The organism is Streptomyces sp. SID13726 (assembly GCF_010548375.1).
GTDB lineage: Bacteria > Actinomycetota > Actinomycetes > Streptomycetales > Streptomycetaceae > Streptomyces.
The window spans coordinates 1-485 of the sequence record NZ_JAAGLY010000321.1 but is presented as its reverse complement, the minus strand read 5'-3'; the positions used below and the strand labels follow the sequence as shown (position 1 = coordinate 485).

Genomic DNA, 485 nt, shown 5'->3' with positions numbered 1-485 from the left:
GTTCGACCGCGAACCCGCTCCGCGTGCTCACCGTGGCGGTGTCCGCCGCCACCTCGGCTCCGAGGGAGTCGCCGGCGTAGCTCCCGGTGTCCTCGGCGCGGCTGTCCGCCGATGTCGCGCCGTCCGCCGGAAGCACACCGACCGTGGAGGGTGCCGGGCTGCCCACCGGCGTCGTGGCGAGCGCTTGCTTGACCACCACACGCAGCTCGGGCGGAGTGACAGCGGCCGTTGCCATGGCGACGATGTGGACGTCCTCCTGGGGGTAGCTGGCGAATTCCGTGGTGAAACCGGCGCTGGCCCCTTGGTGGTGGTAGTACGTCCGTCCTTCTTTGTCCTCGTCGACCAGGGCGGACATCGCCATGTTGGGATGGAGATGCCGGGAGAGCAGTTCTCCACGGATCCGGCTGCTCACCCTGCCGTTGCGGTCATCACCCCGCATCCGGGCCGCGACGTCGACGAGCAGTGTCATGAGGTCACCGGGACGC

General features: G+C 69.5%; 1 protein-coding gene. It reads right to left on the bottom strand.

What is annotated here, in order from left to right; translation table 11 throughout:
* The coding region (locus G3I78_RS47860) for a hypothetical protein (RefSeq protein ID WP_164436888.1) at positions 1 to 469 on the bottom strand (469 nt) is incomplete at its 3' end.
* Positions 470 to 485 lie beyond the last annotated feature (16 nt).